Origin of the sequence: Streptomyces sp. NPDC017991 (assembly GCF_044328075.1) — a bacterium.
In the GTDB taxonomy this organism is placed as follows: Bacteria; Actinomycetota; Actinomycetes; order Streptomycetales; family Streptomycetaceae; genus Streptomyces.
Genome location: NZ_JBIRGP010000009.1, coordinates 118,677 through 142,408, shown reverse-complemented (window position 1 = coordinate 142,408; position 23,732 = coordinate 118,677). Strand labels below are relative to the sequence as shown.

General features: G+C 70.1%; 22 protein-coding genes and 1 riboswitch. Of the genes, 10 read left to right on the top strand and 12 right to left on the bottom strand.

Annotated elements, in window-relative coordinates; all coding sequences use genetic code 11:
• Positions 1 to 18: 18 nt before the first annotated feature.
• From groL to thrC, 4 genes are all read right to left on the bottom strand, one after another.
• Entirely contained in the window at positions 19 to 1,647 is a 1,629-nt protein-coding gene (gene groL / locus ACH4DZ_RS26020; RefSeq protein ID WP_107015329.1) for a chaperonin GroEL, read from the bottom strand.
• 354 nt (positions 1,648 to 2,001) lie between these two features.
• A complete protein-coding gene (locus ACH4DZ_RS26015) occupies positions 2,002 to 2,208 on the bottom strand; it encodes a cold-shock protein (RefSeq protein ID WP_007493268.1) in 207 nt (68 codons plus the stop codon).
• 475 nt (positions 2,209 to 2,683) lie between these two features.
• Entirely contained in the window at positions 2,684 to 2,959 is a 276-nt protein-coding gene (locus tag ACH4DZ_RS26010; RefSeq protein ID WP_398289722.1) for a MoaD/ThiS family protein, read from the bottom strand.
• A 110-nt stretch (positions 2,960 to 3,069) separates the two neighbouring features.
• The gene (gene thrC / locus ACH4DZ_RS26005; RefSeq protein WP_398289721.1) at positions 3,070 to 4,398 is read right to left on the bottom strand and encodes a threonine synthase; all 1,329 of its coding nucleotides are present in this window, start codon (positions 4,396 to 4,398) and stop codon (positions 3,070 to 3,072) included.
• Between the two features lie 15 nt (positions 4,399 to 4,413).
• Positions 4,414 to 4,571: riboswitch (SAM riboswitch) on the bottom strand.
• Positions 4,572 to 4,770: 199 nt separating this feature from the next.
• Here thrC and ACH4DZ_RS26000 point away from each other — a divergent pair.
• The gene (locus ACH4DZ_RS26000) at positions 4,771 to 5,718 is read left to right on the top strand and encodes a glucosyl-3-phosphoglycerate synthase (RefSeq protein WP_398290006.1); all 948 of its coding nucleotides are present in this window, start codon (positions 4,771 to 4,773) and stop codon (positions 5,716 to 5,718) included.
• A gap of 178 nt (positions 5,719 to 5,896) precedes the next feature.
• Positions 5,897 to 7,321: a trehalose-6-phosphate synthase gene (locus ACH4DZ_RS25995; protein WP_398289720.1), complete on the top strand. Its 1,425-nt coding sequence runs from the start codon at positions 5,897 to 5,899 to the stop codon at positions 7,319 to 7,321.
• A 33-nt stretch (positions 7,322 to 7,354) separates the two neighbouring features.
• Here ACH4DZ_RS25995 and otsB read toward each other — a convergent pair whose 3' ends face one another.
• The 3 genes from otsB to ACH4DZ_RS25980 all read right to left on the bottom strand — a co-directional run bounded on the left by otsB (position 7,355) and on the right by ACH4DZ_RS25980 (position 10,022).
• Complete coding sequence (otsB, locus tag ACH4DZ_RS25990; RefSeq protein ID WP_398289719.1) at positions 7,355 to 8,209, bottom strand: trehalose-phosphatase; 855 nt, start codon at positions 8,207 to 8,209, stop codon at positions 7,355 to 7,357.
• 29 nt (positions 8,210 to 8,238) lie between these two features.
• The gene (locus tag ACH4DZ_RS25985) at positions 8,239 to 8,490 is read right to left on the bottom strand and encodes a DUF3263 domain-containing protein (protein ID WP_398290005.1); all 252 of its coding nucleotides are present in this window, start codon (positions 8,488 to 8,490) and stop codon (positions 8,239 to 8,241) included.
• A gap of 236 nt (positions 8,491 to 8,726) precedes the next feature.
• Positions 8,727 to 10,022, bottom strand: coding sequence for an ABC transporter substrate-binding protein (locus tag ACH4DZ_RS25980; protein WP_398289718.1), 1,296 nt, complete (start codon positions 10,020 to 10,022; stop codon positions 8,727 to 8,729).
• A 152-nt stretch (positions 10,023 to 10,174) separates the two neighbouring features.
• On the opposite strand from ACH4DZ_RS25980, the gene ACH4DZ_RS25975 reads away from it, so the two are divergent.
• The 3 genes from ACH4DZ_RS25975 to ACH4DZ_RS25965 all read left to right on the top strand — a co-directional run bounded on the left by ACH4DZ_RS25975 (position 10,175) and on the right by ACH4DZ_RS25965 (position 13,424).
• On the top strand, positions 10,175 to 11,125 hold the full coding sequence (locus tag ACH4DZ_RS25975; RefSeq protein ID WP_398289717.1) for an ROK family protein: 951 nt from the start codon (positions 10,175 to 10,177) through the stop codon (positions 11,123 to 11,125).
• A gap of 122 nt (positions 11,126 to 11,247) precedes the next feature.
• A complete protein-coding gene (gene nagA, locus ACH4DZ_RS25970) occupies positions 11,248 to 12,378 on the top strand; it encodes an N-acetylglucosamine-6-phosphate deacetylase (protein WP_398290004.1) in 1,131 nt (376 codons plus the stop codon).
• A gap of 116 nt (positions 12,379 to 12,494) precedes the next feature.
• Positions 12,495 to 13,424, top strand: a complete 930-nt coding sequence (locus ACH4DZ_RS25965) for a 1-phosphofructokinase family hexose kinase (protein ID WP_398289716.1) — start codon at positions 12,495 to 12,497, stop codon at positions 13,422 to 13,424.
• Positions 13,425 to 13,573: 149 nt separating this feature from the next.
• Here the strand turns inward: ACH4DZ_RS25965 and ACH4DZ_RS25960 are convergent, their stop codons facing one another.
• Positions 13,574 to 14,566 (bottom strand): carbohydrate-binding protein, encoded by a 993-nt coding sequence (locus ACH4DZ_RS25960; protein WP_398289715.1) that lies wholly within the window; start codon positions 14,564 to 14,566, stop codon positions 13,574 to 13,576.
• Positions 14,567 to 14,684: 118 nt separating this feature from the next.
• Positions 14,685 to 16,385 carry a diguanylate cyclase CdgB gene (gene cdgB / locus ACH4DZ_RS25955; RefSeq protein WP_398289714.1) on the bottom strand — a complete coding sequence of 567 codons (1,701 nt, stop codon included), beginning with the start codon at positions 16,383 to 16,385 and terminating at the stop codon, positions 14,685 to 14,687.
• Between the two features lie 326 nt (positions 16,386 to 16,711).
• Between cdgB and ACH4DZ_RS25950 the strand changes: the two genes are divergently transcribed.
• Positions 16,712 to 17,275 (top strand): flavin reductase family protein, encoded by a 564-nt coding sequence (locus ACH4DZ_RS25950; protein ID WP_398289713.1) that lies wholly within the window; start codon positions 16,712 to 16,714, stop codon positions 17,273 to 17,275.
• A gap of 223 nt (positions 17,276 to 17,498) precedes the next feature.
• Here the strand turns inward: ACH4DZ_RS25950 and arfB are convergent, their stop codons facing one another.
• Positions 17,499 to 17,927: an alternative ribosome rescue aminoacyl-tRNA hydrolase ArfB gene (arfB, locus tag ACH4DZ_RS25945; RefSeq protein WP_107015319.1), complete on the bottom strand. Its 429-nt coding sequence runs from the start codon at positions 17,925 to 17,927 to the stop codon at positions 17,499 to 17,501.
• A gap of 260 nt (positions 17,928 to 18,187) precedes the next feature.
• Between arfB and ACH4DZ_RS25940 the strand changes: the two genes are divergently transcribed.
• Positions 18,188 to 18,763 carry a TerD family protein gene (locus ACH4DZ_RS25940; protein WP_398289711.1) on the top strand — a complete coding sequence of 192 codons (576 nt, stop codon included), beginning with the start codon at positions 18,188 to 18,190 and terminating at the stop codon, positions 18,761 to 18,763.
• Positions 18,764 to 18,990: 227 nt separating this feature from the next.
• Entirely contained in the window at positions 18,991 to 19,506 is a 516-nt protein-coding gene (locus ACH4DZ_RS25935) for a GNAT family N-acetyltransferase (protein ID WP_398289709.1), read from the top strand.
• A gap of 20 nt (positions 19,507 to 19,526) precedes the next feature.
• Here ACH4DZ_RS25935 and ACH4DZ_RS25930 read toward each other — a convergent pair whose 3' ends face one another.
• On the bottom strand, positions 19,527 to 20,930 hold the full coding sequence (locus ACH4DZ_RS25930; protein WP_398289707.1) for a M1 family metallopeptidase: 1,404 nt from the start codon (positions 20,928 to 20,930) through the stop codon (positions 19,527 to 19,529).
• Between the two features lie 37 nt (positions 20,931 to 20,967).
• Here ACH4DZ_RS25930 and ACH4DZ_RS25925 point away from each other — a divergent pair, with 37 nt between their 5' ends.
• A complete protein-coding gene (locus ACH4DZ_RS25925; RefSeq protein WP_398290003.1) occupies positions 20,968 to 21,468 on the top strand; it encodes a hypothetical protein in 501 nt (166 codons plus the stop codon).
• A gap of 330 nt (positions 21,469 to 21,798) precedes the next feature.
• Here the strand turns inward: ACH4DZ_RS25925 and ACH4DZ_RS25920 are convergent, their stop codons facing one another.
• Complete coding sequence (locus ACH4DZ_RS25920; RefSeq protein ID WP_398289705.1) at positions 21,799 to 22,497, bottom strand: pentapeptide repeat-containing protein; 699 nt, start codon at positions 22,495 to 22,497, stop codon at positions 21,799 to 21,801.
• A 210-nt stretch (positions 22,498 to 22,707) separates the two neighbouring features.
• Between ACH4DZ_RS25920 and ACH4DZ_RS25915 the strand changes: the two genes are divergently transcribed.
• Positions 22,708 to 23,691: a zinc-binding dehydrogenase gene (locus tag ACH4DZ_RS25915; RefSeq protein ID WP_398290002.1), complete on the top strand. Its 984-nt coding sequence runs from the start codon at positions 22,708 to 22,710 to the stop codon at positions 23,689 to 23,691.
• Positions 23,692 to 23,732 lie beyond the last annotated feature (41 nt).

Sequence of the window (23,732 nt, the reverse complement as noted above, 5' to 3'; positions counted from 1 at the left end):
GAACTACTGAGCCGGGGCTCAGAAGTCCATGTCACCGCCCGGCATGCCGCCGCCGGCGCCGGCGCCGGCCGAAGCCTTCTCCGGCTTGTCGGCGATGACGGCCTCGGTGGTGAGGAACAGCGCGGCGATGGAGGCGGCGTTCTGCAGGGCAGAGCGCGTGACCTTCGCCGGGTCGATGATGCCCTCGGCGATCATGTCCACGTACTCACCGGTCGCGGCGTTGAGGCCGTGACCGACGGGCAGGTTGCGGACCTTCTCGACGATGACGCCACCCTCAAGACCACCGTTGACGGCGATCTGCTTGAGCGGGGCCTCCAGGGCGAGCTTCACGGCGTTCGCGCCGGTCGCCTCGTCACCCGTGAGCTCAAGCTTCTCGAACACCGAGGAAGCCTGGAGCAGAGCCACGCCACCACCGGCGACGATGCCCTCCTCGACGGCCGCCTTCGCGTTGCGAACGGCGTCCTCGATGCGGTGCTTGCGCTCCTTGAGCTCGACCTCGGTGGCGGCACCGGCCTTGATGACGGCCACGCCGCCGGCCAGCTTCGCCAGGCGCTCCTGGAGCTTCTCGCGGTCGTAGTCCGAGTCCGAGTTCTCGATCTCGGCGCGGATCTGGTTGACCCGGCCCTGGACCTGGTCGGCGGAGCCGGAGCCGTCCACGATCGTGGTCTCGTCCTTGGTGATGACGACCTTGCGGGCACGGCCCAGCAGGTCCAGACCCGCGTTCTCCAGCTTCAGGCCGACCTCCTCGGAGATGACCTCGCCGCCCGTGAGGATGGCGATGTCGCCGAGCATGGCCTTGCGGCGGTCGCCGAAGCCCGGAGCCTTGACGGCGACGGACTTGAAGGTGCCACGGATCTTGTTGACGACCAGCGTCGACAGAGCCTCGCCCTCGACGTCCTCAGCGATGATCAGCAGCGGCTTGCCGCCCTGCATGACCTTCTCAAGGAGCGGGAGCAGGTCCTTGACGTTGGCGATCTTCGAGTTGGCGATCAGGATGTACGGGTCGTCGAGGACGGCCTCCATACGCTCCATGTCGGTGGCGAAGTACGCCGAGATGTAGCCCTTGTCGAAGCGCATACCCTCGGTGAGCTCAAGCTCAAGACCGAAGGTCTGGGACTCCTCGACGGTGATGACGCCTTCCTTGCCGACCTTGTCCATCGCCTCGGCGATGAGCTCGCCGATCTGGGTGTCGGCGGCGGAGATGGAGGCCGTGGAAGCGATCTGCTCCTTGGTCTCGACATCCTTGGCCTGCTCAAGAAGGGCACCGGAGACGGCCTCGACGGCCTTCTCGATACCGCGCTTGAGAGCCATCGGGTTGGCGCCGGCGGCTACGTTGCGCAGACCCTCGCGGACCAGCGCCTGGGCGAGCACGGTCGCCGTGGTCGTTCCGTCGCCGGCGACGTCGTCCGTCTTCTTGGCGACTTCCTTGACCAGCTCTGCGCCGATCTTCTCGTACGGGTCCTCAAGCTCGATCTCCTTGGCGATGGAAACACCATCGTTGGTGATCGTGGGGGCGCCCCACTTCTTCTCTAGGACGACGTTACGACCCTTGGGGCCAAGGGTTACCTTGACGGCGTCGGCGAGCTGGTTCATCCCGCGCTCGAGACCGCGCCGTGCCTCCTCGTCGAACGCGATGATCTTGGCCATGTGAAGTGGTCCTCCCGGACTGGGGTGGAATCTCCAGGACCGCGCCTGCGCCCGCGACGGACGGCCTGCAGACCTCGTGGTTCCTTGCCCCACCCGGCCTGCGGGCCTCACTGACCCGGTCCTCGTTGTCACTCTCACCATCAGAGTGCTAACGCCAATGATTAGCACTCGACCCATGCGAGTGCAAGCGCCTCTCAATGATCCGCAGGTGGGAGGGGGTGCGAGGCGGGGGCGCCCGATGACCTTGAGGCGCCCCCCGCCGACCCGCGGCCGGCACCGGACATGCCGAAGGGCCCGTACCCGGGAGGTACGAGCCCTTCGGAAGAAGAACGTCGCAGTAAGTCGGCGCGTGCTTCAGCCGGTCGCCAGCCGGACCATGTCCGCCTGCGGCCCCTTCTGGCCTTGCGAGATCTCAAAATCGACCCGCTGACCCTCTTCCAGGGTGCGGTAGCCGTCCATCTGAATCGCGCTGTAGTGGACGAATACATCCGCACCACCGTCGACCGCGATGAAGCCGTACCCCTTCTCCGCGTTGAACCATTTGACGGTGCCCTGAGCCATGCCTAACTCCCCTATTACTGGCCCTTGCACAGACCCGCACTTCGCGGATCCGGGTCAGACCTCACCCCCCAACGGTTGGGGGTGTGCGCCGGAACGCGTCGACCGCGGCTGAATGTATCCGTCCAACTGCCGTCTGCAACAGGTCAATCCGACGAGAATTCCGGGCACGGCTGATCGGAAATATGTGAAGGATTTACGCAGATCCAGGGCAAGTCGGGCCCGGTAAACGCCATAAACGGCTCAAAAGTACCGGTTACTTTGGCTGCTTCTTGTCGGGCCCCGGGCGCGAACTCATATGCGCCGACCTTGCGAAGCGAGGCAGCTTCCCCAACTGTACCGCGCTCAACCATACAGAATTGCCCCCTCCGCTTCGGGCGCGGAGAGGGCAATTCGATGAACTCTGCGTGTTCGACATTACCGAGGGTAATGATCAGCGCCGCCGAACGGGGCACCGGGCGGGCTCCGGACGGGGCGCTCAGCCTCCGGCGACCGCCGGGATGATCGAGACCCCGACGCCGTCCGGCGTGGCCGTCTCAAGACCCTGCTCGAAGCGGACGTCGTCGTCGTTCACGTACACGTTGACGAACCGCCGCAGCTTGCCCTGGTCGTCCAGGACACGGGCCGCGATACCGGTGTGGTTCTTCTCCAGATCGGCGATGACCTCGGCGAGGGTCGCCCCTTCGGCGGCCACTTCGGCCTGACCACTTGTGTAGGTACGCAGGATGGTGGGGATACGGACGTTGACGCTCACGGAGACCTCCGGTCGGGTGCGTAGCGCCCGATAGGGCGCGGGTCGGTGACATCGCGGCTCCGCCGCGGGGCGCGACCGGCCACTGCCGGCCCGCAGGTGACTGACAACGGCTAAGACCCGAGCCCGGCCTCACGGAACGAGTCAAGACTCGGCCGGATGGTCGCGGTCAGCCCCGTGTCGGAGGCAACGGCGTCCAGCGTCTTCAGACCGTCCCCCGTGTTGAGGACGACGGTCGTCAGGCTCGGGTCCAGCAGACCGGCTTCGATCAGCTTCTTCGCCACCCCCACCGTCACCCCGCCGGCGGTCTCCGCGAAGATTCCCTCGGTCCGCGCCAGCAGCTTGATCGCGTCGACGACCTGGTCGTCGTTCACGTCCTCCACGGCCCCGCCCGTCCGGCGGGCGATGTCGAGCACGTACGGCCCGTCCGCCGGGTTCCCGATCGCGAGCGACTTCGCGATCGTGTTCGGCTTCTGCGGGCGTACGACGTCGTGCCCGGCCTTGTAGGCGACGGACACCGGCGAACAGCCCTCGGCCTGCGCGCCGAAGATCTTGTACGGCTTGTCCTCGACGAGACCGAGCTGGATCAGCTCCTTCAGGCCCTTGTCGATCTTCGTCAGCTGCGAACCGGAGGCGATCGGCACGACCAGCTGGTCCGGCAGCCGCCAGCCGAGCTGCTCACAGATCTCGTACGCCAGGGTCTTGGAGCCCTCCGCGTAGTACGGCCGCAGGTTGACGTTGACGAAACCCCAGCCCTCGCCGGCCGGGTCGCCGATCAGCTCGGAACAGAAGCGGTTCACGTCGTCGTAGTTGCCCTCGATGCCGACGAGCTCGCCGCCGTAGACCGCGGCCATGACGACCTTGCCCTGCTCCAGGTCGTGCGGGATGAACACGCAGGAACGGAAGCCGGCCCGCGCGGCGGCGGCGCCCACCGCGCCCGCGAGGTTGCCGGTGGAGGAGCAGGAGAGCGTGGTGAAGCCGAAGGCGCGCGCGGCCTCCAGCGCCTGGGCGACGACGCGGTCCTTGAAGGAGTGCGTCGGGTTGCCGGAGTCGTCCTTGACGAAGAGCTTGCCGGCGTCGACGCCCAGCTCACGCGCCAGGTTGTCGGCCTTGACGAGCTTGGTCCAGCCGGGGTTGATGTTCGGCTTGTCCGCCACGTCTGCGGGGACGGGCAGCAGCGGCGCGTACCGCCAGATGTTCGCGGGACCCGCCTCGATCCGCTTGCGGAGCTCCTCGGTGTCGTAACCCGAGAAGTCGTACGCGATCTCCAGCGGGCCGAAACACTCCTCGCAGGCGAAAACCGGACCGAGCGGTACGCGGTGGCCGCACTCGCGGCAGGAGAGCGCGGCGGCCGGACCGAGGTCGACGGCGTTCGCGGAGTCCGCGGCGGAGGCGGACGCGGGGGTGGAGTTCGTGGTGCTTGCAACTGTCTGCGCAGCCATGGAGGCGAGGCCCTTTCCTCATCTTCCTCACGACGCACTTCGCCATGAGACGGATTTGGCACCTTCCCGAGCCGGGAGCCTCGCGACACTGATCGGCGATGATCAGGACGAGACCGGCTGGAGGGTTGCCGGGGCTTCAACGGGCCGTATCCCTCTGCCCCTCTGGATGAGCGGTATTCAGTTGTGGTCCTGCACGTGATTTCGGTTGTACACGCAACGACCCCCGACATGCGATGGTCATCAGCGTTGTTCAAGACTGTAACCGACGGCATGGATGGTGGAGAGAGCCGTCCGAACCGCGAGATGACCGTCACACCGGTCTCCGTCGCGGCGGGACGCACGCATCCCGATGAACGCAAGGGAGAGCCGCACGTGCTGGAAGACGTCGAGCGCTGGCTGAGCACGCGCTCCTGGTCCGTCGAGGACCGCCCGCTCAAGAAGCTGATCGCCGCGAAGCGGTCCACGGGCTCCACGGTCAGTGTCGTACTGCCCGCGCTGAACGAGGAGGAGACCGTCGGCGAGATCGTCGCCGAGATCCGCCGCGCGCTGATGACCGCGAGGGTGCCGCTCGTCGACGAGATCGTGGTGATCGACTCGGGCTCGACGGACCGCACCTCCGAGGTCGCCGCCGCCGCGGGCGCGCGTGTCGTGCACCGGGACGAGATCCTGCCCCGTATCCCGGCCGTACCCGGCAAGGGCGAGGTGCTGTGGCGCTCGCTGCTCGTCACCCGCGGGGACATCGTGGCCTTCGTCGACGCGGACCTGAAGGAGTTCTCGGCGGACTTCGTCTCCGGGATCGTCGGTCCGCTGCTCACGGATCCTGGGGTCGACCTCGTCAAGGCGATGTACGACCGCCCGCTGGGGTCCGCCGCGGGTCAGGGGGGCCGGGTCACGGAACTCATGGCCCGGCCGCTGCTCAACATGCACTGGCCGCAGCTGGCCGGGTTCGTCCAGCCGCTGGGCGGGGAGTACGCGGCCCGCCGCTCGCTCCTCGAACGGCTTCCGTTCCCCGTCGGGTACGGCGTGGAGCTGGGCATGCTGGTCGACGCGCTGCACCTGGTCGGTCTCGACGCCCTCGCGCAGGTCGACGTGGGCGTGCGGAGGCACCGGCACCAGGACGGGCAGGCGCTCGGGCGGATGTCGGCGGCGATCTACCGCACGGCTCAGCTTCGGCTCGCGCGCGGACACATGATCCGGCCGTCGCTGACGCAGTTCGTGCGGGGGGAACACGGGTTCGAGCCGCGGACGCACTCGGTGGACATGGAGGAACGTCCACCGATGTCCGAGATCCGCGAGTACGTGTCGCGCCGCGCGGCGTAACGCTCCGCGACAGCCTGACCGTCGGCTGCGGGCCGTCGTAACCGATCGCGCCGTTCCCCGCGCCCCTATTGGGGGCGCGGGGAACGGCGCAATCTTTTGTCTTCGGGTTGACCCGCGACCTCCCTCCACGGCCGGTGGGAACGTTTGAGCGGATGGACCTGCGGCTAGATTTCGAGTCATGGCTCCCACCCACGGCAATCACCCCGTCCTCGTCGCGTCCAACCGCGGCCCGGTCTCGTACACGAAGGACGAGTCCGGCGAGCTCACGGCCAAGCGCGGCGGAGGCGGACTCGTGTCGGGCCTCTCCGCGATCGGCCCCGACGCCGGCGCCCTGTGGGTCTGCTCGGCCCTCGGCGACGGCGACCGCGAGGCCGTCCGGCGCGGCGTGGGCGAGGAGGGCGTCCGGATGCTCGACATCGACGCCGACACCCACGCCGCCGCGTACAACGGCATCGCGAACTCCGCGCTGTGGTTCGTCCACCACATGCTCTACCAGACCCCCCTGGAACCCGTCTTCGACGCGGAGTTCCGGCGCCAGTGGGCGGCCTACGAGACGTACAACCAGGCCTTCGCCGAGGCGCTGGCCGAGGAGGCGGCGGACGGCGCCGCGGTCCTCGTACAGGACTACCACCTGACTCTCGTGCCGCGGATGCTCCGCGAACTCCGTCCCGACCTGCGGATCGGGCACTTCTCGCACACCCCGTGGGCCCCGCCGGACTACTTCCGGCTGCTGCCCGACGACATCGCGGCGAAGGTCCTCGACGGGATCCTCGGCGCCGACCGGGCCGCGTTCCTCACCCGGCGGTGGGCGGACGCGTTCACGGAGTGCTGTCGGACCGTACTGGGGGCCGACTTCGACCCGGACACGCAGATCGGCGTGCACGGCCTGGGCGCCGACGCGGACTTCCTGCGCGAGCGCTCGCACCGCGAGGACGTCGACGAGCGGATGGCCGCGCTGCGCGAGCAGATCGGCACCGCGCCCGACGGCAGCCCCCGCAGGACCATCGTGCGGGTGGACCGCACCGAGCTGTCCAAGAACATCGTGCGCGGCCTGCTGGCGTACCGGCAGCTGCTGGACGACCGGCCCGAGTGGCGCGAGCGGGTGGTGCACGTGGCGTTCGCGTACCCGTCGCGGCAGGACCTGGCGGTGTACCGCGACTACACGGCCGAGGTGCAGCGGGTCGCCGACGAGATCAACTCCGCGTACGGGACGCCCGGCTGGACGCCGGTCGTCCTGCACGTGAAGGACGACTTCGCACGCTCACTCGCGGCGTACCGGCTGGCCGACGTGGCCCTCGTGAACCCCATCCGCGACGGTATGAACCTCGTCGCGAAGGAGGTGCCCGTCGTGTCCGACGACGGGTGCGTGCTGGTGCTGTCGCGGGAGGCGGGGGCGTACGAGGAGTTGGGCGAGGACGCGGTGGTGGTGAACCCGTACGACGTGTCCGGGACGGCGGAGGCGTTGCACGAGGCGTTGACGGTGCCTCTCGCCGAGCGGGCCGAGCGGACGAAGCGGTTGGCTGCGGCGGCGACCGCCCTGCCGCCGGCGCAGTGGTTCCTGGACCAGTTGCACGCGCTCCGCTCCGCGGGGGCGGTTGGCTGACAGGCGCCGGTCGGCGGGGGCTGGCCGCGCCCCTTACGGGGCCAGCCTTGCTGCCAGGGCCGTGAGCAGTCGGGCGACCCCCTCCGGGCCGTCCACCACCAGGTCCGAGCGGTCGGTCAGTTCGGTCACCTCTGCGCTGCCGCTGCAGACCAGGAGGCCCGGGATGCCGTCGGAGCGGAGTTTTTCGACGGCGGCGAAGGCCGGCAGGTCGCCGAGGTCGTCGCCGCAGTACATGACCGACTCGGCGCCGACATCGCGCACGTACTCACCGAGGGCGACGCCCTTGTCCATGCCCGCCGGACGCAGCTCCAGGACCAGCCGCCCCGGTTCGACGATCAGGCCGTGCCTCTGGGCCAGCCGGGACAGCGGTTCGCGCAGTGCCTCGAAGGCGGCCTGGGGGTCCTGGGCACGGCGGGTGTGGACCGCGACGGCCCTGCCCTTCTCCTCGATCCAGCTGCCCTGCCAGGCACCGATGCCGTCGAGGAACCCGGGCAGTTCGGCGCGGGCCGCGGCGACGCCGGGGTGCGGGGCGGGGGCCCGGACCGTACCGGTGACCGCGTCCCAGCGCTCCGCCCCGTAGTGGCCGAGCACGACGAGGTGGTCGAGGCCCGGGACTCCGGCGAAGCCGCCGTACCGCACGGCGACCGACGCCGGCCTGCCGGTGACGACGGCCACCGACGCCACTCTCGGGGCCAGCGCCGCCAGGGCCGGTACGGCGTCCGGGTGGGCGCGGGCCTGTTCGGGGTCGGGGACGATCGGCGCGAGCGTGCCGTCGAAGTCGAAGGCGAGGACGGCCTTGTGGGGCCGCGCGAGGATGGCGGCGAGGCCGTCTCGGCCCGCGGTGGTCACGGGGCTCGGCAGCGACGATGGGTCGGGGTGGCTGGCCATGCTGGGACCCTATCCGCCGAGGTGGGGTCTTACGCCTCCCGCTCGCTCCTGCGTACCTCACGAACGCGCCGCAGACGGTTGACCGTCACCGGGTCGTACGCGAGGGCCCGCTCCGCGTCCAGCAGGGCATTCAGCAACTGGTAGTAACGAACCGGGGCGATCCCCAGCTCCTCCCGAATGGCCCGCTCCTTGGCCCCCGGCGCCTCCCACCCCCGCCCCTCCAACGCAAGCACACCCCGCTCCAACGAACTCAACCCCGCATCACCCGTACCCATACCCATACCCATACCCATACCAACAAGCTAGCCGCCACCACCCCCTCAGAGGGGCGCGGGGAACGGCGCAGTCTTTCGCCGTTGCCCTTCAGGGGCGCGGGGAACGGCGCAGTCTTTCGCCGTTGCCCTTCAGGGGCGCGGGGAACGGCGCAATCTTTCGCCGTTGCCCTTCAGGGGCGCGGGGAACGGCGCAACCAGCCCCCACAAGCCCGCACCCACCCCCAACCACCCAACCGACGGAGTCACCCCGCGTTCTGGGCAGCGGCAGCAGCCCGCTGCAACTGCCCCAGTACAGCCCCCGGCTTCCCCTCCGGGCTGACCGCCTCACCGATCCGCCGCTTGATGTCCGCGCTGACCGCCGCCCAGGACGTCTGCCCCACGGGGTACAGCTCGGCGTTGGGCAGCTCACCGAGGAAGTCGACGAGGTCCGCGTCGTCCTTGTCGAGGGCCATCGCCTCGGACGCGGACGTCGTCACGGGCAGCAGGTCGTACTCGTGGGAGAACTCCAGGACGTTCTTGTCGCTGTACACGTAGTCGAGGAAGTCCCCGATCTGTTCCGCGTGCCCGTTCTTCTTGAACGCCATCATCCAGTCGGCGACACCCATGGTGGCCTTGGAGCGCCCCTTGGCGCCGGGCATCGGCACCATGCCGAACTTCACGCCCTTCGCGGCGGCGGCCTTCATCAGCGTGGGGTGGCCGTTCAGCATGCCGACCTCGCCACGCGTGAACGCCGCGAAGGCGTCCGCGCGGTTGAGCTTCGCGGGCGCGACCGGCCCGGTGAGGCCCTTGTCGACGAGCTTCTCCTTGAGCCAGGTGAAGGTGTCGATGTTCTGCGGGGAGTCGAGGCTGTAGGAGCCGACCGTGTCGGTGTACCCGTCGCCGCCGCTGAGCAGCCACATCAAGGTCTCGGCCTGCGCCTCCTCCGGCCCCAGCGGCAGCGCGTACGGGTACTTCACGCCCTTGGCCTTGAGGGCCGCCGCGTCGGAGGCGAGGTCGCTCCAGCTCTCCGGCGGGGTGAGGCCGGCGTCGGCGAAGAGGGTCTTGTTGTAGAAGAGCAGCCGGGTGGAGGAGGCGAACGGCATGCCGTACTGCGTGCGGTTTATCTCCCCCGCCGCGGACAGCTGCGACACGAAGTCGGCCTGGGTGTCTATGGAGAGCAGTTCGCTCACCCGGTAGAGCTCCCCCGCGTCGGCGTAGTCGGCGTACGCGCCTATCTGCGCCAGGTCGGGCGGGCTGCCCGCGTCGACCATGGCCTTGACCTTGGCGTCCACGTCGTTCCAGGAGTAGACGCTGACCTCGACGTCGACGCCGGGGTGCTTCGCCTCGTAGGCCCGGGTCAGCTTGTCCCAGTACTTCTGGGAGCTGTTCGCCTTGGAGTCGCCGTAGTCGGCCGCCACGAGTCTCAGCGTGACGTCCCCGGATCCGGCGGAGCTGCCGCAGCCTCCGAGGGCCGCGGTCACACCCAGTGCGGACGCCACCGCGATCAGACTTGTCACTCGCCGCTGCACTACTGCCGTCCTCAACCCTGTTCGTCCCATGAGCGTGTCCGGGCGTCCACGTGCCCAAGTGCCCGCGTACCCCACCGATTCGCTCATGCGATCCCAAACTTTCGAATCGCAATTTTCGCTCTAAGGTCTACACCACGTAAGTGGACTAGACCTCTCACGGGGTAAGGGGCGACACTGTGCGTGTGAGACACGTCATCGCCCTGGATGTGGGCGGCACCGGAATGAAGGCCGCCCTCGTGGGGGCGGACGGCGAGCTGCTGCACCAGGCGCGCCGCTCGACGGGCCGGGAGCGCGGCCCGGACTCCGTCGTCGAGTCGATCCTCGCCTTCGCCGCCGACCTGCGCGCGCACGGCGAGGAGCACCTCGGCGAGCCTGCGTCCGCCGCGGGCGTCGCCGTCCCCGGCATCGTGGACGCCGACCGCGGCATCGCCGCCTACGCGGCCAACCTCGGCTGGCGCGACGTACCACTGCGGAGCCTGCTCAGCGAACGGCTGTACGGGGCACCGGTCGCCCTCGGCCACGACGTACGCACCGGCGGCCTCGCCGAGGGCCGGATCGGCGCGGGCCGGGGCGCGGACCGCTTCCTGTTCGTACCGCTGGGCACGGGCATCGCCGGCGCGATCGGCATCGACGGCCGGGTGGAGGCGGGCGCGCACGGTTTCGCGGGCGAGATCGGCCACGTCGTCGTACGCCCCGGGGGCGCCCCCTGCCCGTGCGGGCAGCGCGGCTGCCTTGAGCGGTACGCGTCGGCGGCCGCGGTCACCGAGGCGTGGGCCGAAGCCTCCGGCGACCGGGACGCGGACGCGGCGGACTGCGCGAAGGCCGTCGAGTCGGGCGACACCCGGGCGCGGACGGTCTGGCAGGACGCCGTGGACGCGCTCGCCGACGGACTCGTCACCGCGCTCACTCTGCTGGACCCGCGCATCCTGATCATCGGTGGCGGTCTCGCCGAGGCGGGGGAAACCTTGTTCACACCACTGCGGGCCGCGGTCGAGCGGCGCGTCACCTTCCAGAAACTGCCGTCGATCGTCCCCGCGGCACTCGGGGACACGGCCGGCTGCCTGGGCGCGGGCCTCCTCGCCTGGGACCTGCTGGCCCTCCCCACCCACCCCGCTTCGGAGGTATCCGCCTGATGACCACTGAGCGCATGTCTCCGACCGGGCCGCACAAGGGCGCCCCCGAAGGGGCGCGGGGCGCGACATCATGCGGCTCCGCCGCGGGGGCGCGACAAGCCCTCACCGGCCCGCACCCGACGATCCTCACCGGCGCGACCGTTGTTCTCCCCACAGGCACCGTGCCCGACGGCCGCGTGATCATCGACGGCACCCGCATCGCCGGGAGCGCTCCCGAGGACACCCCCACGGTGGACCTGCGCAACCATTACGTGGTCCCCGGCTTCGTCGACATGCACAACCACGGCGGCGGCGGAGCCTCCTTCACCTCGGGCACGGTCGAGGAGATCCTCCAGGGCATCCGCACCCACCGCGCGCACGGCACGACGACCCTCGTCGCCTCCACGGTCACCGGCGACATGGACGGCCTGGCTCAGCGCGCAGGACTGCTCTCCGAACTGGCCGAGCAGGGCGACATCGCGGGCATCCACTTCGAGGGCCCGTTCATCTCCCCGTGCCGCAAGGGAGCGCACTCCGAGAAGCTGCTGCGCGACCCCGACCCGGCGGAGGTCCGCAAACTGATCGACGCGGCGCGCGGCCGGGCCCGCATGGTCACCCTCGCCACCGAACTGCCGGGCGGCATCGACTCCGTACGCCTCCTCGTCGAGCACGGCGTCATCGCGGCGATCGGGCACACGGACGCCACGTACGAGCAGACGGTGGAGGCCATCGACGCGGGCGCGACCGTGGCGACGCACCTGTTCAACGCGATGCCCGTGCTCGGCCACCGCACGCCGGGCCCGATCGCGGCCCTGCTGGAGGACGAGCGGATCACCGTCGAGCTGATCAACGACGGCATCCACCTGCACCCGGCCTCCCTCCAGCTGGCCTTCCATCACGCGGGCGGCGGGCGGGTGGCGTTCATCACGGACGCGATGGACGCGGCGGGCTTCGGCGACGGCCGCTACATGCTCGGCCCGCTGGAGGTCGAGGTCGCGGACGGCGTGGCGCGTCTGGTGGAGGGCGGCTCGATCGCGGGCTCCACGCTCACCCTGGACCGGGCCTTCAAGCGCGCGGTGACCGTGGACCGGCTGCCTATCGACGACGTCGTCGCGGCCATCTCCGCCAATCCGGCACGGCAGTTGGGCCTGTACAACCGGGTGGGTTCGCTGGAGCCGGGCAAGGACGCCGACCTGGTGGTCCTGGACTCCGGTTTCGAGGTCAAGGGTGTGATGCGCCGCGGCGAATGGCTGGTCGAACCTCAGACCACCTGAGCCGGGGGCTGGGCCGACGGCCGTCGCCTTTGGCATGATCGGACTTTCGGACGAGCACACCCGTGGCACCCGCTCACGCACCAGCGAGCGCGTCCACATCGAGAGAGGCAGGCCCCGTGATTCTCACGGTCACGCTGAACACCGCTCTCGACATCACGTACCGCGTACGGGAGTTGCGGCCCCACACGTCCCACCGGGTCGACGAGATGACCGAACGGCCCGGCGGGAAGGGCCTGAACGTGGCCCGGGTACTCGCGGCCCTCGGCCACGAGGTGACCGTGACGGGCTTCGTGGGCGGCGTCACCGGGCGGGCCCTGCGGGGCCGGCTCGCGCAGACACCGGATGTCGTCGACGCGCTGGTCCCGGTGAGCGGCTCGACCCGCCGCACGATCGCGGTGGCCGACACGACGACCGGTGACACGACTCAACTCAACGAACCGGGCCCGGAGATCACCCCCGCCGAGTGGGCGGACTTCCAGGAGGCGTACGAGGTTCTGCTGCGCTCCTGCTCCGCGGTGGCCCTGTGCGGCAGCCTGCCGCCCGGGGTGCCGGTCGGGGCGTACGCCCAACTCGTGCGCACCGCTCGGGCGTTGGCGATTCCGGTACTGCTCGACACGAGCGGGGAGCCGTTGCGGCGGGGGATCGCGGCCCGCCCCGACATCGTCAAGCCGAACGCGGACGAACTGGCCGAGCTGACCGGCTCGCACGACCCCTCGCAGGCCACGCGTGACGCGCGTCGGCGCGGGGCGCACGCGGTGGTGGCGTCCCTCGGCGCGGAGGGGCTGCTCGCCCGCACACCCGAGGGCGACTGGCACGCGGCCCCGCCCCGGCCGGTCCGCGGCAACCCGACGGGCGCCGGGGACTCCGCGGTCGCGGGCCTGCTGTCGGGCCTGGTGGAGGAACTGCCGTGGCCGGACCGCCTGGCGCGTGCGGTCGCGCTGTCCGCGGCGACGGTGCTGGCACCGGTCGCGGGGGAGTTCGACCGCCCCGCGTACGAGGAACTGCTGGGCCGGGTGTCGGTGACGGGCCGGACAACGGCAGCGTGAACCCCCACCTTCAGGGGCGCGGGGAACGGCGCAATCCTTTGCTTCTAGGGGCGCGGGGAACTGCGCGACAAGCCCCGACCGGGCCCGCACAGGACACCCGACCCCGCCCCCCGACCCCCGCGGCGAGCGGCACCGCCCAGAACCGACCCTCAGTTCTTGACCTGCCCCGCCTTCAGCCGGAGCTGGTCGAGCAGGACGTCGCAGTCGTCACCCTGCTGACAGGAGATGGAGATCGTGTTCGTGCCCTTGGTGAGAGTGGGCCAGGAGTAGGTCTCCGTCCACCCCTTCTCCCACTCGTTCTCCTTGGCCTTCGCGAAGTTGCCCAGGTTCAGCTTGGTGCCGAACTCCTTGCCGTTCACGGTGAGCGTCATCTTCGCGTCCTTGCCGGCGACGCTGTACTTCGTGAAGACGGTGTAGGTGCCGGACTTCGGGATGCCGTTGACGGTCCAGGTGACTTCGGCGCCGACCTGGTTGAGGCCGGTCACATAGATGCCGCCCGCCGCGCTCGCGCCCTCGATGTCCGAGGCGGTCGTCACACCGGCGCCGAGCTTCAGGGCCTTCGCGTCGATGTCGGGCAGCTCGGCCGCCGGATCCGCGGCCTCCTTGCTGGACGTCTCGCTCGGCTCGGCGCTCCGGCCGGCCGACGCGGTCGGACCCGCCGTGTCGTCGCCGCTCTTGTCGTCGTCCGAGTCCCCGCCGAGCATCGCGATACCGATGCCGATCACCACGGCCGCGACCACGGCGACGGCGCCGATCAGCAGACCCTTGGTGTTGGGCCCGCGGCCCCGGCCGCCACCGCCCCGGCCACCGTGCGTCTGCTGGTGCGTGGTGGGCGCGCCGCCGGAGTGGTTCTCGGACGTGGCGTAGTTGGCGTTCGCGTTCGGCTGCCCGTACTGCCCCTGCTGCCCGTACGTGGCCTGCTGCTGCGGCACCTGCCCGTACTGCGCGGTGGGAGCGGCCTGCGCGGCGGACTGGCCGTACTGGCGCTCACCGACCGGACGCACCCGGTTGACCGAGCCGGGGTAGCCGTAACCACCACCGCCGCTCGGCGGCTGGGCTCCGGCGGCCTTCCCGTCCTCGTACAGATAGCCGAACGGGTCGTCGTCCTCGGGCGTGCTCGCGCCGTTGTTGCCGGGCGTCATCCCTTGGTCTCCTAGCGGGTGCGGTACAGATGCGGTACGGGGGATCGAAAGGCGAGCCTACCCGGTCCCGGTGCCCCAAACGGGTGACTCAGCTCGCATGGGGGCGCTGACCTGCGGATCAGCCGGCACGCCTGTGCGCTTTGGGACGAGAACGTTTCTCTACGTACATCCGCTCGTCGGCGGACTGCAGGACTTCGTCCGCCGTCATGCCGCAATGTGCCCACCCGATACCGAAGCTCGCGCCGACCCGCATGGCCCGTCCGTCGACCCTGATCGGCTGGATAATCTCGTTGCGCAGCCGCACCGCGAGGTCCTCCGCGTCGGCGCGGCCGAGTCCGTCGGCGAGCACCACGAACTCGTCCCCGCCGAGCCGGGCGACCGTGTCCCCGTCGCGCACGGCGCCGCCCAGCCTGCGGGCCACCTCGATCAGTACGTAGTCACCGGCGTTGTGCCCGAAGCGGTCGTTGATCGACTTGAAGCCGTCGAGGTCGCAGAAGAGGACCGCGAGCCCCTTCGTGCCGTCGTCGCGCTCCCCCTCGGGTGTGACGGTGTGCACATGGTGGTCGTACGCGTCGATGGCGTCCGGGACCGGCCGGTAGTCGAAGCCGTGCCCGTTCACGTCGTAGGCGTTCACGTCGTATCCGTTGGCGCTCGCGTTGCGCGCGGCCACCACTTCCCCGTACGCCGCGTCGATCGTGTCGACCACGCCGGGCTCCGTCGCCGTGGGGCGGGCGCACAGCCGGGCGGCGAGCCGGGAGCGCAGCTCCGCGGAGTTCGGCAGGCCGGTGAGCGAGTCGTGCGAGGCGCGGTGGGCGAGCTGCAGCTCGCGGCGCTTGCGCTCCTCGATGTCCTCGACGTGGGTGAGCAGGAAGCGCGGCCCGTCGGCGGCGTCCGCGACCACGCTGTTGCGCAGCGACACCCACACGTACGTACCGTCGCGGCGACAGAGTCTCAGCTCGGCGCGGCCACCCTCGGCGGAGGTCCTGAGCAGGGTGCCGATGTCCTCGGGGTGGACGAGGTCGGAGAACGAGTAGCGGCGCATCGAGGAGGCGGGGCGGCCCAGGAGCCGGCACAGCGCGTCGTTCGTCCGCAGGATCCGGCCGTGCTGGTCGCCGCCCATCTCGGCCACGGCCATGCCGGAGGGCGCGTACTCGAAGGCCTGCCGGAAGCTTTCCTCGCTGGCCCGCAGCGCCTGCTGCTCGCGCTCCAGGCGGACCAGCGCGCGCTGCATGTTGGCCCGCAGGCGCGCGTTGCTGATGGCTATGGCGGCCTGGAACGCGTACATCTGCAGGGCCTCGCGGCCCCACGCGCCCGGATGCCGTCCGTTGCGCGGACGGTCCACGGACAGGACGCCTATCAGCTCACCGCAGGAGCCGCCGGGAACGCTCGGGGTGTACATGGGGGCGAAGAGCCGGTCGGCGGGGTGCCACTCGTCCTCGAAGCGCGGTTCGGGCCCGTCGGTGTACCACTGCGGGACGTCGTCCTCGTCGAGGACCCAGCCCTCGGTGTGCGGTATGAACCGCAGGTCGCCCCATGCCTCGCCCATGTTCAGCCGGCGCTCCCAGGATTCGCGGGAGCCCGTGCGGCCGGTGATGAGCGCCTCGGCGGCGGAGTTCCCGGCGAGGGCGGCGACCACCAGGTCGCCGTCGGGACGGACGAGGTTGACGCAGGCCAGTTCGTAGCCGAGGCCGTTGACGACTCCGTCGGCCACGGTCTGCAGCGTGTCGGCCAGGCTGCGGGCCGTGTTCATGTCCGCCATGACCGTGTGCAGCTGCCGCAGGGTCGCAAGGCGGACGTACGGCTCCGACTCGGTCTCCATGCGCCCTCCCCTCGAAGACCTCGACAGCAACTCCAGGGCCCTCTCCCCGCCTACTCCCTGCCAGCTTCCCCGCCACTGAATCACAGCGCGCTGCCCACTCGGTACACAGGGTCAACAAAATATGGCACCTGTGACTCAAGTCACAGGCTAAGATGAACAATTGAGTAGAGTTTCTGTGTTTTCGCGGTGCGTTTACTGAACGCAAATTTGTGGAAGATGTGCGCGCGCCTGGTAGGAGATCCGAGTCACACTCCCACTTCAGTCCTAGGACCTGCTTCGGACGTTGGTCGGATGTGTCCACCGTCGGCGGAGAATAGCGTCTTCGTGTGCTGAACACTCCCTCTGCCGCTCCGCCCGCCCCGCCCGTGCATGCTGTGGGGGTGAGCAACGACGAGTTCCGCGCGGCCATGTCCCGGCTGGCCGCCGGCGTGGTCCTGGTGACCGCGCACGAGCCGCAGGCCGACCCGGACGGCCCGAGCGGCGAGGACGTCGGCATGACGGCGACCTCCTTCATGTCCGTGTCCCTCGACCCGCCCCTCGTCCTCGTCGGCCTGCGCGAGGGCTCCCGCATGGACGACCTGCTCGACGAGCAGCCCCTGTGGGCGGTCTCCCTCCTGGCCGGGAGCCAGAGCTCCGTCGCGAGCCGCTTCGCCATGAAGAACCGCATCTCGGACCGCCTGCTCTTCGCGGACGTGCCGTACGTCCGGGGCAAGGAGTCCGGCGCGCCCCTGCTGGACGGCGCCCTGGCGACCCTGGAATGCCGCACCGAACAGCGCGTGACCGCAGGCGACCACACCCTGGTGATCGGCCGCGTCCTGACGTCCTCGCTGCCGGGCGCCGAAGGCGGCCCTCTCACGTATTTCCGGGGCCGTTACCGGCAGTTGGGCTGACACCGATTCCGGAACTCCGACGGGGATCCGACCGTGTACGAATGTGAAACCGGGCGGGTGCCCGCCCTCTTGTCCCCGGGCTTTTCCTCCGCCGCCGGAAAACCCGCGCCGGACGGTACGGCAGGGCGAACGGAGCGCCGGGAACAAAGAAGAACCGAAGTGCGGGGAGAGGCGCCGCCAGAAGTGCCGTGAGAAGTGCCGGACCCGCCCGACACCCCTTTCCTCATCCCCAGTCGCGCCCGGAACGCCCGCGCTTCGTGTCGCCCCGCTGTTTCTTCTCGCGAAGCCGGCGCTCATTGATGCCTCGCGGAATACGGGTGGCCCGGCGGGCCCTGGGCGGCGGGGCGCTGGCCTCGGCAAGCAGGGAGGCGAGCCGCACGGCCGCCGTCTCCCGGTTGCGCCACTGGGACCGGTGCTCGGAGGCACGCACGGCGACGACCCCGTCGACCAGCCGGTCGGCGAGCCTGGCGAGTGCCCGCTCCTTCCACACCGGCGGCAGCGACTGGGTCTTCGCGAGGTCGAAGCGCAGTTCGACCTGCGAGTCGGTCGTGTTGACGTGCTGGCCGCCCGGCCCGGAGGAGCGCGAGAAACGCCACATCAGCTCGGCCTCGGGCAGCGAGACGGAGCCACGGATGACGTAGGGACCGGACATGGACCCATGGTCCCCTGTCTGTCCGGTCCACGTCACCAGCTTTTCGGCACCGGAACGGTCACCCACCCGCACCCGTCCCCGCACCCCGGCCCCACGACAGGCGGCCTCCGACCTCGCAGGTAAAGAAAGTAAAGAGGAGCGGAACCCTGGGGACCCCCATCGGCGTTCTTAGGGATGGCGGTAGCTTCGTCCCGTACGAAGCCCGACGCGCAGCACCGCACGATCCGTACGCACAAATAACGAGGGAAGGACTCCCAACAATGGCTGTAAGCCTGTCCAAGGGTGGCAACGTCTCGCTCACCAAGGAGGCTCCGGGCCTGACCGCCGTCACCGTGGGCCTCGGCTGGGACGTCCGCTCCACCACGGGAACCGACTTCGACCTGGACGCCTCGGCCATCGCGGTCAACCCCGAGGGCAAGGTCTACTCGGACGCCCACTTCATCTTCTTCAACAACAAGCAGACCCCGGACCAGACGATCGTCCACACGGGCGACAACCGCACGGGTGAAGGCGCCGGCGACGACGAGGCGATCAACGTCAACCTCGCGGGCCTCCCGGCCGACGTCGACAAGATCGTCTTCCCGGTCTCCATCTACGACGCCGAGACGCGCTCGCAGAACTTCGGCCAGGTCCGCAACGCGTACATCCGCATCGTGAACCAGGCCGGCGGCACCGAGCTCGCCCGCTACGACCTCTCGGAGGACGCGGCCACGGAGACGGCCATGGTCTTCGGCGAGCTGTACCGCAACGGCGCGGAGTGGAAGTTCCGCGCGGTGGGCCAGGGCTACGCGTCCGGCCTCACGGGCATCGCCAAGGACTTCGGCGTCAACGTCTGATCCAGCACGCGCACGACATTCGAGGGGCCCGGTCCGGCTGCAGCCGGACCGGGCCCCTCGGTCGTGCCGCCCCCCGAAGGGGCGCGGGGAACTGCGCGACAAGCCCCCACCGGCCCCGCACCCGACCCCGCACCCGAACCTGACCGCACCGGAACCCGCCGCACCCGACCCCGACCGCACCGAACTCCCTCCCCACACCCCGCCCCGGAGCGCCTACCCTTCCCGGCGTGATCCTCGAACCGCTCGCCCTCACCCCGGACCACGACCTGCCGGGCCCCCTCCTCACGGAACTCACCGCGCTCTACGCCTCGAACCACGCGTTCTACGCCCTCAGCGGTGACTTCCCCGACCCGCACGACATCCGCCCGGAGCAGGTCGCGAAGGCGCTGGCGGACGAGCTGGCCAACCCGGACGTGGAGGTCCTCCAGGCCCGCAGCGCCGGACAACTCGTCGCGGTCGCGATCACGCTCGCCCACCACCCGGACCCGGGCGACCCCGACCCGTGGATCGGCCTGCTGCTGGTCGACGCCGCCCACCAGGGCAAGGGCCACGGACGGCGGTTGGCGGCACGCATCGAGGACCGTTTCCGCGAGGCGGGCCGGGACGCCGTGCGCCTGGCGGCCCTGGACAACAACCCCGGGGCCTTCGCCTTCTGGACGACCATCGGCTACGAGACGATCGGCCACAGAAAAGACCGCCAGTTGGGCCGCCCCTGCGCGGTGCTGCGCAAAATCCTTCACTGAGGGCTGTCCGAGCACGCGCCTCATGGGCTCCCGGGCCGCCCCTCCCCGTACAACCAGTCGTCCCAGATCCCCGAGAAGTCCTCGTCCGGCGCCGCCTTCTCGACATAGGCGGTGAAGTCGTCCGTGTCCGCGTTGCCGTGCCGCCGCCCGGCGGCCCACCCCCGCAGGATGCCGAAGAACACGTCGTCACCGACCGTCTGCCGAATCTTGTGCAACACCATGGCACCCCGCTCGTACACCGGACTGTCCGAGATCCGCGCGGCATCCGGCGGCCGGGCGGGCGGAAAAGCCCAGACTCCGTCGCTCTCCGCCTCCTTCTCGAAATAGTCGCCCTCGTACAGCGCGTCGAAGACGTCCTGTACGGAGTCCCCGCCGTGGTCCTCGTCCCACAACCACTCGGCGTACGTGGCGAAGCCCTCGTTCAGCCACATGTCACGCCACGACTTCGGGGTGACGGAGTTCCCGTACCACTGATGGACAAGCTCGTGCACGAGAAGCCCCACGCCGGGCGCACCGGGGAACACGGGCCGGTTCTGGGTCTCCAGGGCGTACCCCGCGTCGTCCTCCCGCTCCACGATCGCGCCCGTCGACGAGAACGGATACGGCCCGAAGTTGTCCTGAGCCCACTCCATGACCTCGGAAATGCGATCGAGCACCTCACGACTGGCCGCCGCCTGATCGGGATCCACCGCCACGTAGACAGGCAGCCGACCCGCCACGGACCGACGAATCCCGAACTCCCCCACGGCCACGGTCACCACATAAGAGGCCACGGGCTCCGAAACCCGCCAGTCGAAAACAGCCCGCCCGCCGTTCACCGTCCTCTTCCGCAACTCCCCGACGGAAACGGCCTCCAGCCCCTCGGGCACATCAACGACGATGTCGTACGAGGCCTTGTCGCCCGGATGGTGGTTCCCGGGAAACCACGCCATGGACCCGGTGGGCTCCCCAAGGCCGAGAGCCCCGTCCTCGGTGGGCAGCCACCCCTCCTCCGAACCGTCGGGATCGGTGATGACATCCGGCACTCCCTGGTAGCGCACCACCGCCACGAAGGAATCCCCGCCGTCCAGATCCGCACGCGGCCGGACGGTCAACTCGTGATCACCACTGCGGTTGAACCGCGCGGGCTCTCCGTCCACCTCGACGGACCGCACCTCCATCCCTTTCAGATCAAGGTTGAACGCGCTGAGATCCTGCTCCGCCCGAGCCCGGATCTCCGCCTTCCCCACCAGTCGCCGGGTCCTCGGTTCATAGGCGAGCGTGAGCCCGTAACGCGTGACGTCGTACCCCCCGTTCCCCGCCTTGGGAAAGTACGGATCACGCACCCCGGAGGCCCCCGCGACACCCCTCACACCCCCATCACAACCGACCAGAACGCACACCAGCAGAACCGCGACAGGACCAAAGGCAACAGACCGGGGCATGGCGGCGATCCTAGAACGGCGTGACACCATCACCCACGTGCTCGACATCGGCTACGCCCTCTCCGCCCGCTTCCCGGACCCCCCGCAGACCGACTACCGCCGCGCGGACGTCCACGCTCTGCGCCACGACCTGTTCTGCGGAGACGTCTACCTCGCCGACACGAAGGCGGACCGGGAGCTGTCCACAGGCTGGGGATGGGTGCCCGTACTCGACTTCGCGTGGGCCCTGTGCGACATCGTCGAACAACTCGACCAGGACCCCATGGGCAGCAGGGCCTCCCGCCCCCAGCGCGCCGAACTGGACTTCACCGAGTCCACCGACCGCATGCTCTTCGAGCGCCGCTTCGGCTGGGTGGACATCGAGTCGGACTGGATGCCGGTGGACGAGCCCCCGCTCACCTTCTCCCACACCGAACTCCGCCGCGAGGCCCGCGACTTCCTCCACGACATCCTGGCCGACCTGACGGACCTCCACGAGGGGCTCCGGGACAACCCGGCGATCTGGAACCTTGAGGCCCGCTTCCCCCGCCTGCCTTGAGCCGGACGCCCTGGGGGCTGCGCCCCCAGACCCCCCATCGGCCTGAACGGCCTCGTCCTCAAACGCCGGACAGGCTGAAAGACGACCGGCAGCCAACGCGAAGCGGCCCGAAAGAAGACCGCCGGCCGGGTCAAAAATGACCGCTGTCCGGGCTGACGGATGGAACAAACAAGTGGCACCCGGCGACGAGACCCGGGAGCGGGCCGTGCCGGTACGTCGAAAGTCCGCCGCTTAGGGCTCCTCCAGGAAGCGGCGCCCTCAGAACTCACAGCCGTACACCCGGGGGCGGCGGACTCGACGTACCGGCACGGCCCGCTCCCACCCACCCCCTCAGCCCTCGCCCACCACCCGCACCCCCACCTCCGCAGCAAACACCCCCGCAAGATCCAACAACTGCGCCGGACTGATCACGGCCCCCGCCAGCCGATCAACCCCCCGCGCGAAGTCCACCTCCGCCGCCCGCCGCAGATCCACGTCCGTCAACGACACCCCACTGAAGTCCGCCCCCTTCAGCACACAGTCCACGAACTCCACCCGCTCCAGCAGAGCACCCCCGAAGTCCGGCTCGACCAGCACACACCCCTCGAACACCACATCCCGGATCCGGGCCTCCCGCAGATTCAGGTAGTCGATCTTCCCCCCACGGAAGACCACCCGCTCCAGCACGGCGCCATGCAACTGCACCCCGCCCAGCCGAGCGTCGACCACCTCCACATCCCGGAAGGTCGCCGACCCGAAGTCCGTCCCCACCCCCCGCAACCCGGTGAGCACGGAATCCAGCACCCGCACATGATGCAGCCGCGTCTCATCGACCGCGCACCCCGTCAGCGCGCAGTCCATGAACCGCGCGCCCCCACCGTCCTGCCCCACGAAGTCCAGCTCGCTGAACAGCAGCCCGTCGTAGTCCCCGTCGGGCTCCAACCCCCCACCCCCGTACGGCTCCAGCGACGGCAGCCGCACCTCGGGCCGCCGGGCGCCCTTGACCCCCGCGCCCGCCTTCGAACCAGCCTTCACCACCCTGCTCACCATCCCCCCATCCTGCACCCCACCACTGACAACCCACCCACCCACCAATCCATCAACAAACCCACCTGACCGGCCCCGGCGGCTGGACGAGCGTGACCGACAGGGGACAGGCCTTGACCTCAAGCATGCTTGAGCTTGAAAGCTGGGGTTCAGCCACCGCACACCACACCCCGGGGGAACCCCATGCCCACCACGAAGCCCATCCCGAGGCCCATGCACGCCATCCGCCTCCACGCCTTCGGTCCCCCCGAGAACCTCACGTACGAGCGAACGGAAACCCCCCGCCCCGCCCCCGGCCAGGTCCGTATCACGGTCGCCGCCGCCGGCGTACACCTCCTGGACACCGCGCTCCGGGCAGGCGTCAAGGGCCCGTACCCGGAGCTGCCCGCCCTCCCCACGGTCCCCGGCCGCGAGGTCGCCGGCACGGTCGAGTCCCTCGGCGAGGGCGTCGCCGCCCGATGGCTCGGCAAGCGCGTGGTGGCCCACCTGGGCCTCAACCCGGGCGGCTACGCGGAACTGGCCGTCACCGACGTCGACCGCCTCCACGAGATCCCCGCGAACCTCGACTTCGCCCAGGCGGTCGCGATGATCGGCACGGGCCGTACGACGATGGGGATCCTCCAGTTCGCCGACCTGACCCCCGACGACGTGGTCCTCGTCCCCGCCGCAGCGGGCGGCATCGGCACCCTCCTCGTGCAGTACGCACGGCACGCGGGCGCCACCGTGATCGGCCTGGCGGGCGGCCCGGACAAGGTGGCGCGCGTCGAGAAGAACGGCGCCGACCTGGCCGTCGACTACAGGAACCCCGCCTGGCCGGACCAGGTGAGGCGTTTCCTCGGCGACCGCCCGGCCACGGTCGTCTTCGACGGGGTGGGCGGCGACACGGCCCAAAAGGCAGTCGCACTCCTCACCCACCCCACCGGCAGGCACATCGTCTTCGGCTGGTCGGGCGCGGGCCTGCACGACGGCACCCCGTACCTCGTCGAGGGCGTGTCCCGGTCGGTCCTCGGCCCCGCCATGCTGCGGAAGGCAGGCGGCCCCCACCCCCTGCGCACCCTGGAACTACGCGCCCTCACCGAGGCGGCCGAGGGCCGACTGGTCCCGGACCTCCACCGCTTCCCCCTCGCGGAGGCGGCCACCGCACACCGCGCGCTGGAAACCAGGGCCACCCACGGCAAGGTGATCCTTGAGCCCTGACCTCGGCAAGGTGATCCGCGAGCCCTGCCCCCGGCAGCCGC

Bases quoted from the DNA above. Each gene is read 5' to 3' on its own strand.
- ACH4DZ_RS25940 (WP_398289711.1), top strand. From the start codon at position 18,188: ATGGCTGTAAGCCTGTCCAAGGGTGGCAACGTCTCGCTCACCAAGGAG.
- ACH4DZ_RS25985 (WP_398290005.1), bottom strand. From the start codon at position 8,490: ATGGGTATGGGTACGGGTGATGCGGGGTTGAGTTCGTTGGAGCGGGGT.
- ACH4DZ_RS25980 (WP_398289718.1), bottom strand. From the start codon at position 10,022: ATGGGACGAACAGGGTTGAGGACGGCAGTAGTGCAGCGGCGAGTGACA.
- arfB (WP_107015319.1), bottom strand. From the start codon at position 17,927: ATGTCCGGTCCCTACGTCATCCGTGGCTCCGTCTCGCTGCCCGAGGCC.
- ACH4DZ_RS26015 (WP_007493268.1), bottom strand. From the start codon at position 2,208: ATGGCTCAGGGCACCGTCAAATGGTTCAACGCGGAGAAGGGGTACGGC.
- ACH4DZ_RS25960 (WP_398289715.1), bottom strand. From the start codon at position 14,566: ATGACGCCCGGCAACAACGGCGCGAGCACGCCCGAGGACGACGACCCG.
- thrC (WP_398289721.1), bottom strand. From the start codon at position 4,398: ATGGCTGCGCAGACAGTTGCAAGCACCACGAACTCCACCCCCGCGTCC.
- ACH4DZ_RS25930 (WP_398289707.1), bottom strand. From the start codon at position 20,930: ATGCCCCGGTCTGTTGCCTTTGGTCCTGTCGCGGTTCTGCTGGTGTGC.
- ACH4DZ_RS25995 (WP_398289720.1), top strand. From the start codon at position 5,897: ATGGCTCCCACCCACGGCAATCACCCCGTCCTCGTCGCGTCCAACCGC.
- cdgB (WP_398289714.1), bottom strand. From the start codon at position 16,385: ATGGAGACCGAGTCGGAGCCGTACGTCCGCCTTGCGACCCTGCGGCAG.
- otsB (WP_398289719.1), bottom strand. From the start codon at position 8,209: ATGGCCAGCCACCCCGACCCATCGTCGCTGCCGAGCCCCGTGACCACC.
- ACH4DZ_RS25915 (WP_398290002.1), top strand. From the start codon at position 22,708: ATGCACGCCATCCGCCTCCACGCCTTCGGTCCCCCCGAGAACCTCACG.
- groL (WP_107015329.1), bottom strand. From the start codon at position 1,647: ATGGCCAAGATCATCGCGTTCGACGAGGAGGCACGGCGCGGTCTCGAG.
- ACH4DZ_RS25920 (WP_398289705.1), bottom strand. From the start codon at position 22,497: ATGGTGAGCAGGGTGGTGAAGGCTGGTTCGAAGGCGGGCGCGGGGGTC.